This is a genomic window from Streptomyces sp. NPDC127084, from assembly GCF_042724175.1.
In the GTDB taxonomy this organism is placed as follows: Bacteria; Actinomycetota; Actinomycetes; order Streptomycetales; family Streptomycetaceae; genus Streptomyces.
Genome location: NZ_JBHXFA010000228.1, coordinates 1 through 7,987, shown reverse-complemented (window position 1 = coordinate 7,987; position 7,987 = coordinate 1). Strand labels below are relative to the sequence as shown.

Sequence of the window (7,987 nt, the reverse complement as noted above, 5' to 3'; positions counted from 1 at the left end):
TGTCCGAGGCGGGCGCGGGCCGCCGCGCGGCCGTCCGCCGGGCGGAAGCGTTCGAGGTTCACGCCCGGGTGGACCACGGCGACCTTCGCGGGGTCGGCCGCGTAGTGCCGTACGAGTTCGTCGGCCTCCTCCGCCGTGTTGGCGATGAGGCGGTCGGCGGCGGCGACGATCTGGGTCTCGCCGATGACGCGGGCGGCGGGGAGCCCGGTCTCCGGGAGGGAGTCGACGGGCAGCACGCTCACCGGAGCGCCGGGAACCGCCGGGGTGGCGGGGAGCACGCTCTCCGGAAGCGGGGCTGCGGGGACCGCGGGGGTGGCGGCCGGGAGCGTGTCGGTGGGGAGCCCCGGGGCCGGGAGGGTGTGGGCGGGGATCGGCGTGGTCGCCATCGGGTCCGCGGGGAGTGCGTCGGCGGGCAGCGTGGTGCCCGCGTCCGGCACACCGGCGGCCAGTGCCTCGGCCGCGGGCAGGCCCTGTGAGACCGCCGTGGCCCCGGTCTCGCCCATCAGGGCGGTCGAGGAGTCGACGGCCTGTCCGGCGGTCTCCTGGACGGCGGGGGCGCCGGTTCGGGCTGTCTCGGCGAAGGTGCCGCGCGCGACCGGGAGCGCAGTGCCGACCAGCTTCCCGCCGGCCTCCTGCGCCGTCGCGGTGGCCTTCTGTGCCGTACCGTCCGTGGCGTCGCCGACCGCGACGCCGTCGAGCTGGGTCAGCCCGCCGCCCAGGTCATGGGTGGGCGCGAGGTCCACGGCGCTCGCGGAGCCGGCCGCACCGACCACGGGAGCTGCACCGGCTGCGACGAGCAGCGCGGCACGGGCGATCCGACGGGTCAGGGGGAGGGACATGGTGCTCCTTCGACGAGAACGATTGTGTTGCCTGTTGGGCGATCGGACGCCATGACAACCGCTCGCGGGGCGGGGATGGTGCGGTAGGCCAAGGTAAAGAGTCGGTAATGCATCGCATAATCAGCCGGGGACAAAAACGGGCGAACAATGCCGGTCCAGACAGTCTGCTGAACCGTCACTTCCCCTTTGACGCAAGGGCAGCGACGGGTTGCGTCGAACGCCGCCGAACGTGTCCGGTGGACAGCGCCCGACGCATCGGCGGTGACTCCTTCCGGGCGAGGTCCCGGACAAATGCCCGACCCCGGAAAGTGGACCGTCCGGCACACGCGGATGGCCTGTCAGAGGGCCCCGGGGAGCCGGTCCGTCCGGTTTGCCCTGGCCGATCCGGCCACCCCGGCCGATCCGGCCACCCGTCATCCGGACCGAACGGAGGACTGAGCGGGGCCCTGAGCCAGACGGCGGAACCGCGGGAACAGAGCCATCCATCAGGCCCTACTGATCGACCCGGATCCTGACCTCGCCGGCGGCACCGCCCGCGGCCCGCCCCACCCGCTGCCAGCCCTCGTACGCCTCGCCCGCGACCCACACCCGGTCCCCGTACGAGACCTCGGCGATACGCAGCGCATCCGCCTGTGCCACCGCCCAGTGCGCCAGCTCCCAGCCCCGCCGCGTCTTCGCCGCCGCCTTGGCGCCGCCGCCCGACGTCATGATCACCGGCAGCCTCAGCTCGGCCCCGGAACCGGCCGTGCGCGGGGCGCCCGCGCGGCCCGAACCGGCGGCCACGGGCAGCACACCGTCGCCGAAGGCCCGGATCAGTTCGGCGCGCACCTTCGCCGGGTCACCGGCTCCCGGCTGCTGCCCTGTGGTGCAGGTCAGCGCGGCGGGCGCACGTCCGGTGAGGGCAGCCGCGAGCGCCGCCGCCTCCTGCTCGTGCTTGGCGTAGGCGTGCGGATGGCCGCTGCGCTGGACCCGCTGGGCCGCCTCGGTCAGCGGGAGTCGTGAATAGCCCGGCACGTCGGCCAGGTGCTCGTAGAACTTCCCGGCCGAGTACACCGGGTCGAGGATCTGCCGAGTGGTGCCCCAGCCCATGGAGGGCCGCTGCTGGAACAGCCCGATCGAGTCCCGGTCGCCGTAGCTGATGTTGAGCAGCATCGACTCCTGCATGGCCGTCGCCAGAGCGATGGTCACTGCGCGCTCCGGCAGCCCCCGGGCGGTGCCCACGGCGGAGATCGTGGCGGCGTTCGCCGCCATCTCCGGAGTCAGCTCGAACGAGGTCTCCGATTCCGCACCGGAGTCAGGGCCGTCGACCGCACGCACGACGCACCCCGGTGTGCTCTCGTCCCAGCTCACGTACCGCACGACCACATACGCGACGAGCGCCGTCAGCACCGCGAACCCGGCGGCGGCGCGCAGCAGGCGGCCAAGCCGCGAGGGAGATGCTTTCGAGACAGTCTCGGTCACGCGCCAAAGGTACCGGCCCCGACCGCCCACCCCGCCAGGGTCGTACCCGCCCGCGAGGGCGGCCCAGGGGGCGTCCACGGACGTCCACGGCCCCGGACCGTCCGGGGGTCGGGGCGAACGGAACGCTAGGGTCGGGACATGCCCGAAACCGCGCTTGATCTCAGTCTGGACGCCCCGGCCCTCACCGCCCGACTCGTCGACTTCCCCTCGGTCAGCGGAAACGAGAAGCCCCTCGCCGACGCGATCGAGGAGGCCCTGCGCGCGCTGCCGCACCTCACGGTCGACCGGCACGGCAACAACGTCGTGGCCCGCACCATGCTGGGCCGCGCCGAGCGGGTCGTACTCGCCGGGCACATCGACACCGTGCCGATCGCCGACAACCTCCCCTCCCGACTGGACGAGAACGGTGTGCTGTGGGGCTGCGGAACCTCCGACATGAAATCGGGCGTGGCCGTGCAGCTGCGGATCGCGGCGACCGTCCCCGCCCCCAACCGCGACCTCACCTTCGTGTTCTACGACAACGAGGAGGTCGCCGCGCACCTCAACGGACTCGGGCATGTGGCAGAGGCCCACCCCGACTGGCTCGACGGCGACTTCGCCGTCCTGCTGGAGCCGTCCGACGCCCAGGTCGAGGGCGGCTGCCAGGGGACCCTGCGGGTCCATCTGCGACTGGCCGGGGAGCGCGCGCACTCCGCGCGCTCCTGGATGGGGTCCAACGCGATCCACGCCGCCGGGCCGGTGCTGGCCAGGCTCGCCGCGTACGGGCCGCGCCGTCCGGTTATCGACGGGCTCGAATACCGCGAGGGACTCAACGCCGTGGGCATCGAGGGCGGTGTCGCCACCAACGTCATCCCCGACGCGTGCACCGTGGTCGTCAACTACCGCTACGCCCCCGACCGCGGGATGGCGGAGGCGGAGGCCCATGTGCGCGAGGTGTTCGCGGACTGCGGGGTCGCCGAGTTCATCGTGGACGACCACACCGGCGGTGCGCTGCCTGGGCTCTCCCACCCGGCCGCCGCCGCGTTCATGGCGGCCGTGGGCGGCACGGCCCAGCCCAAGTTCGGCTGGACCGACGTCTCGCGGTTCAGCTCCCTGGGCGTCCCCGCCGTGAACTACGGGCCGGGAGACGCGCTCCTCGCCCACAAGCGGGACGAGCATGTGGCCGTGGACAGGATCACGCACTGCGAGGAGCGGCTACGGAACTGGCTCACGGCCTGATCCCGCTTGTCCCGCTGCCGCGGATCTTCTTGCCCGACCTGTGGAATTCAGCTCCAGTCGACCTTCGTGGACCTACCCTGACCAGGAAAGAGCATGCGAGCATGCAGCGGAGGGAGCAGGCCATGGGCAACCCCGAGGAAGCGGAGCGGGCGGAGGAGCAGCGGACCGGACCGGTGCTGCGCCGCAGGGAGCAGATCCAGCCCGGCACCACGGACCAGCGTCTGCTGGATACCGAGGGTGACTCCGAGTGGGTGCACACCGATCCCTGGCGGGTCATGCGCATCCAGTCGGAGTTCGTGGAGGGCTTCGGCGCCCTCGCCGAACTCCCCAGCGCCATCAGCGTCTTCGGGTCGGCCCGGACCGCCCCCGGCAGCCCCGAGTACCAGGCGGGAATCCGTATCGGCAGAGCGCTCGCCGACGCGGGTTTCGCCGTGATCACCGGCGGCGGACCCGGGTCGATGGAGGCCGCGAACAAGGGTGCGAGTGAAGCCCGCGGGATCTCCGTCGGGCTCGGTATCGAGCTGCCCTTCGAACAGGGGCTCAACCCGCACGTGGATATCGGCGTGAACTTCCGCTACTTCTTCGTCCGCAAGACGATGTTCGTGAAGTACGCGCAGGGGTTCGTCGTCCTGCCCGGCGGTCTCGGCACCCTGGACGAGCTTTTCGAGGCCCTCACCCTCGTCCAGACCCGCAAGGTGACCCGTTTCCCGATCGTCCTCTTCGGCACGGACTACTGGAGCGGCCTCGTCGAGTGGCTGCGGGACACCGTGATCGCGCAGGGCAAGGCGTCCGAGCACGATCTGCTGCTCTTCCATGTCACGGACGACGTGGACGAGGCGGTCGCGCTGGTCACCAAGGAGACGGGCCCGCCCGTCCCGGCGCCGTTCGAGGGGTACGAGGCCTGACGGGCGCCGCGGCCAGGCGGCTCGGACTCGCACCGCGCACGGCGCCGGGCCGCCCGGTCCAGGTCCGGCCCCGCGCGGCGGGCCCAGGGGCTCAGGCCAGGCCGCGGCGGGCGACGGCCGGGGGACGATGCCCGGCGATGGAGGCGACCATGTCCAGCACCTGGCGGGTCTCGGCCACCTCGTGGACGCGGTACACCCGCGCGCCGAGCCAGGCCGAGACGGCCGTGGTCGCGAGGGTCCCGATCAGCCGCTCCTTGACCGGGCGGTCGAGGGTCTCGCCGACGAAGTCCTTGTTGGACAGCGACACCAGCACCGGCCAGCCCGTGTCGACCATCTCACCGAGGCGCCTGGTCGCCTCCAGCGAGTGCCGGGTGTTCTTGCCGAAGTCATGGCCTGGGTCGATGAGGATGGCGTCCCTCCGCACTCCGAGCCGCTCGGCCCGTTCGGCGAGAGCGGTCGTCACCCGCAGGATGTCCGCCATGACGTCCTCGTACTCGACACGGTGCGGGCGGGTCCTCGGTTCGGCCCCTCCGGCGTGGGTGCACACCAGGCCCACGTCGTAGCGGGCGGCCACCTCGGCCAGCTTCGGGTCCACCCCGCCCCAGGCGTCATTGAGCAGGTCGGCGCCAGCCTCGCAGACGGCGGCCCCCACATCGTGCCGCCAGGTGTCCACACTGATCACCACTTCGGGGAAGCGGCGGCGGACTTCGGCGACGAAGCCCACCGTACGGCGGGCCTCCTCCTCGGCCGACACCTCCTCACCCGGACCGGCCTTGACGCCCCCGATGTCGACGATGGCGGCGCCCTCCGCCACCGCCTGCTCCACGCGGGCGAGCGCGGGCTCGTCACGGAAAGTCGCGCCCTGGTCGTAGAAGGAGTCCGGGGTCCGGTTCACGATCGCCATGACCACCGGTTCCCGTGCGTCGAACTCGCGTCGGCCCAGCCGCAGATTTCCGCTGCGCATCCCCTGTTTCCTCCTCTTTCCTCCCCGCGTACCGTCGCCTGCGACCTTAACCGCCGGTGCCGCATGGCACGATCGGCAGCAGACGGTTTCCTGCTCCGGGGAGAGGCGCGCTGTGTTCTTGTTCTTGCTGATCGCGATGGTCGTGGTCGTCGCCGCGGTCACGCTCGCGGTGGTCGGCGGCGGGGGGAACGAGATCCTTCCGGACGCGGCCCCCGAGCAGCTCGTGGACCCGCTGCCGGTGAGCCGGCCCGTGGGGCGCGCCGACGTCGAGGCCCTGCGGCTGCCCCTGGCGCCCCGGGGATACCGGATGGCCGATGTGGACGATGTGCTCGACCGGCTGGGCGCCGAGCTCGCCGAGCGGGACGCGCGGATCATGGAGCTGGAGTCGGCGCTGGCCGGGCGGCAGCAGGCGGGCGGTGCTCCGTTCGACAGGCGTCCGGAGTCCGGCCCGGGTGAGCGGGCGGGCGGCATGTTCGACAAGCGCCCTGAGTCCGAGCCGGGCGAGGAGCAGCAGGGATGAGCGGCGTGATCGCCGGCGCCGACGGGCGGCTGCGCTGCCCCTGGGGTCTGTCGGCCCCGGACTACGTCGCCTACCACGACGAGGAATGGGGACGCCCGGTCCACGGGGACGACGCCCTGTTCGAGCGGCTCTGCCTGGAGGCGTTCCAGTCCGGTCTCTCCTGGATCACGATCCTGCGCCGCAGGGAGACCTTCCGCAAGGCCTTCGACGGCTTCCGTATCGCCTCGGTCGCGGGCTTCACCGAGGCCGACCAGGAGCGACTGCTCGGCGACCCCGGGATCATCCGCAACCGCGCGAAGGTCGAGGCGACGCTGGCGAACGCACGGGTGCTGGTGGAGTGGGCTCCAGGCGAGCTGGACGCCCTCGTCTGGTCGTACGCTCCCGACCCCGCGACCCGCCCCGTGCCGCGAGTCCTGGCGGACGTGCCCGCTGTCACGGACGAGTCCAAGGCCCTCTCCAAGGACCTCAAGAAGCGCGGACTGCGCTTCATCGGCCCCACCACCGCGTACGCGCTCATGCAGGCCTGCGGCCTGGTCGACGACCACCTGGCCGACTGCGCCGCCCGCCGCGGGTAGCCGCCGTGCCGTCATGACGATGCCCCGGCACGGGCGTACCGTGCCGGGGCATCGCGGAAAAACAGAAAGGTATGGGCGCGTTCCGCGTCAGCCGACGACCTTCTTGAGGGCGTCACCGAGGGCGTCAGCCTCGTCCGGTGTCAGCTCTACGACGAGCCGACCGCCGCCTTCGAGCGGAACGCGCATGACGATGCCCCGCCCCTCCTTGGTCACCTCGAGCGGGCCATCGCCCGTCCGCGGCTTCATGGCCGCCATGCTCGTTCCCCTTCCTGAAACCAGCTCATCGTCAGCCGACGGCCCCTGGGTGGGCACAGCTCACCGGCATCGAACACATTGCTTCCTAGTCATTATCCCGCATGGCGGGACCCGATGACCAACATCGGTCTGCATCGCTTACGCAACGCGCTTTCGCAAAACCACCCAATTCGGGGATCCGCCTGCGATACTGCGCCTCGCGCTCTCACCGGGGCTGTGCGTTTCCGCCGGTGTTCCCTTTGACCCAGGTCACATACCTGCGCGTATGTCCGGCCCGCGCGATCTCCGCCATGCTGGGCCCCGACACGATCATCACGATCGACACAAGCACGCCGCGAAGGGGACACGACATGGCCGACACCGTGCTGTACGAGGTCAACGACGGACTCGCAACCATCACGATCAACCGGCCCGAGGCCATGAACGCGATGAACGTCGAGGCCAAGGAGGCGCTCCGGGACAGCCTGCGCGCCGCCGCCGACGACACCGCCGTACGGGCGGTGCTGCTGACCGCCACCGGCAAGGCGTTCTGTGTGGGCCAGGACCTCAAGGAGCACGTCACCCACCTGATGTCCGACAAGCAGTCAGGCACCAGCCTCACCATGAGCACGGTGCATGACCACTACAACCCCATCCTGCGTGCGCTCACGGAGATGCGTAAGCCGGTGGTCGCCGGGGTGAACGGAGTCGCGGCCGGAGCCGGATTCGGCTTCGCGCTGGCCGCTGACTACCGGGTGGTCGCCGACTCGGCGAAGTTCACCACCGCTTTCGCGGGGGTCGCGCTCGCCGCCGACTCCGGCGTCTCCTGGACGCTGCCCCGCCTGATCGGCCCGAGCCGCGCCGCCGACCTGCTGCTCTTCCCGCGCTCGATCTCGGCGCAGGAGGCGTACGACCTGGGTATCGCCAACCGTCTCGTCCCGGCCGACCAGCTCGCCACGGAGGCCGAGTCGGTCGCCCGGGCGCTGGCGGAGGGTCCGACGGTCGCCTATGCGGCGATCAAGGAGGCCCTGGCGTTCGGCGCCTCGCACTCGCTTGCCGAGACGCTGGAGAAAGAGGACGAACTCCAGAGCCGGGCGGGTGCCTCCGAGGACCACGGGATCGCCGTCCAGGCATTCCTCAGCAAGGAGAAGCCCCGGTACCAGGGCCGCTGAAAGGCCTGGTGCCGCGTCAGGCAACGTTCGCCCCGTCGCGACGCCCGGCACGGCGACTCGCGGCGTTGCCGAATCAACCGAGTAGGCCCACTACGAGGT

General features: G+C 71.6%; 9 protein-coding genes. 5 read left to right on the top strand and 4 right to left on the bottom strand.

Going from position 1 to position 7,987, the window contains the following annotated elements:
* Both ACFWI9_RS31525 and ACFWI9_RS31520 read right to left on the bottom strand, forming a co-directional pair.
* A partial coding sequence (locus ACFWI9_RS31525; protein ID WP_387167879.1) for a glycosyltransferase occupies positions 1 to 839 on the bottom strand: 839 nt, incomplete at its 3' end.
* A gap of 492 nt (positions 840 to 1,331) precedes the next feature.
* Positions 1,332 to 2,300, bottom strand: a complete 969-nt coding sequence (locus ACFWI9_RS31520; RefSeq protein WP_387167876.1) for a hypothetical protein — start codon at positions 2,298 to 2,300, stop codon at positions 1,332 to 1,334.
* A 138-nt stretch (positions 2,301 to 2,438) separates the two neighbouring features.
* Here ACFWI9_RS31520 and dapE point away from each other — a divergent pair, with 138 nt between their 5' ends.
* Together dapE and ACFWI9_RS31510 are read left to right on the top strand one after the other, a co-directional pair.
* Positions 2,439 to 3,518, top strand: a complete 1,080-nt coding sequence (dapE, locus tag ACFWI9_RS31515) for a succinyl-diaminopimelate desuccinylase (RefSeq protein ID WP_387167873.1) — start codon at positions 2,439 to 2,441, stop codon at positions 3,516 to 3,518.
* Between the two features lie 122 nt (positions 3,519 to 3,640).
* Entirely contained in the window at positions 3,641 to 4,423 is a 783-nt protein-coding gene (locus ACFWI9_RS31510) for a TIGR00730 family Rossman fold protein (RefSeq protein ID WP_387167882.1), read from the top strand.
* A gap of 91 nt (positions 4,424 to 4,514) precedes the next feature.
* Here the strand turns inward: ACFWI9_RS31510 and folP are convergent, their stop codons facing one another.
* A complete protein-coding gene (folP, locus tag ACFWI9_RS31505; protein ID WP_387167871.1) occupies positions 4,515 to 5,387 on the bottom strand; it encodes a dihydropteroate synthase in 873 nt (290 codons plus the stop codon).
* 112 nt (positions 5,388 to 5,499) lie between these two features.
* Between folP and ACFWI9_RS31500 the strand changes: the two genes are divergently transcribed.
* Positions 5,500 to 5,907 (top strand): DivIVA domain-containing protein, encoded by a 408-nt coding sequence (locus tag ACFWI9_RS31500; RefSeq protein ID WP_387167868.1) that lies wholly within the window; start codon positions 5,500 to 5,502, stop codon positions 5,905 to 5,907.
* Positions 5,904 to 6,482 carry a DNA-3-methyladenine glycosylase I gene (locus tag ACFWI9_RS31495; RefSeq protein WP_387167865.1) on the top strand — a complete coding sequence of 193 codons (579 nt, stop codon included), beginning with the start codon at positions 5,904 to 5,906 and terminating at the stop codon, positions 6,480 to 6,482. The genes ACFWI9_RS31500 and ACFWI9_RS31495 overlap by 4 nt, the downstream gene beginning before the upstream one ends.
* An 87-nt stretch (positions 6,483 to 6,569) precedes the next feature.
* Here the strand turns inward: ACFWI9_RS31495 and ACFWI9_RS31490 are convergent, their stop codons facing one another.
* Entirely contained in the window at positions 6,570 to 6,737 is a 168-nt protein-coding gene (locus ACFWI9_RS31490) for a DUF3117 domain-containing protein (RefSeq protein ID WP_003966491.1), read from the bottom strand.
* 350 nt (positions 6,738 to 7,087) lie between these two features.
* On the opposite strand from ACFWI9_RS31490, the gene ACFWI9_RS31485 reads away from it, so the two are divergent.
* Complete coding sequence (locus ACFWI9_RS31485; RefSeq protein WP_387167862.1) at positions 7,088 to 7,888, top strand: enoyl-CoA hydratase/isomerase family protein; 801 nt, start codon at positions 7,088 to 7,090, stop codon at positions 7,886 to 7,888.
* Positions 7,889 to 7,987 lie beyond the last annotated feature (99 nt).

Bases quoted from the DNA above. Each gene is read 5' to 3' on its own strand.
- dapE (WP_387167873.1), top strand. From the start codon at position 2,439: ATGCCCGAAACCGCGCTTGATCTCAGTCTGGACGCCCCGGCCCTCACC.
- ACFWI9_RS31510 (WP_387167882.1), top strand. From the start codon at position 3,641: ATGGGCAACCCCGAGGAAGCGGAGCGGGCGGAGGAGCAGCGGACCGGA.
- folP (WP_387167871.1), bottom strand. From the start codon at position 5,387: ATGCGCAGCGGAAATCTGCGGCTGGGCCGACGCGAGTTCGACGCACGG.
- ACFWI9_RS31495 (WP_387167865.1), top strand. From the start codon at position 5,904: ATGAGCGGCGTGATCGCCGGCGCCGACGGGCGGCTGCGCTGCCCCTGG.
- ACFWI9_RS31490 (WP_003966491.1), bottom strand. From the start codon at position 6,737: ATGGCGGCCATGAAGCCGCGGACGGGCGATGGCCCGCTCGAGGTGACC.
- ACFWI9_RS31485 (WP_387167862.1), top strand. From the start codon at position 7,088: ATGGCCGACACCGTGCTGTACGAGGTCAACGACGGACTCGCAACCATC.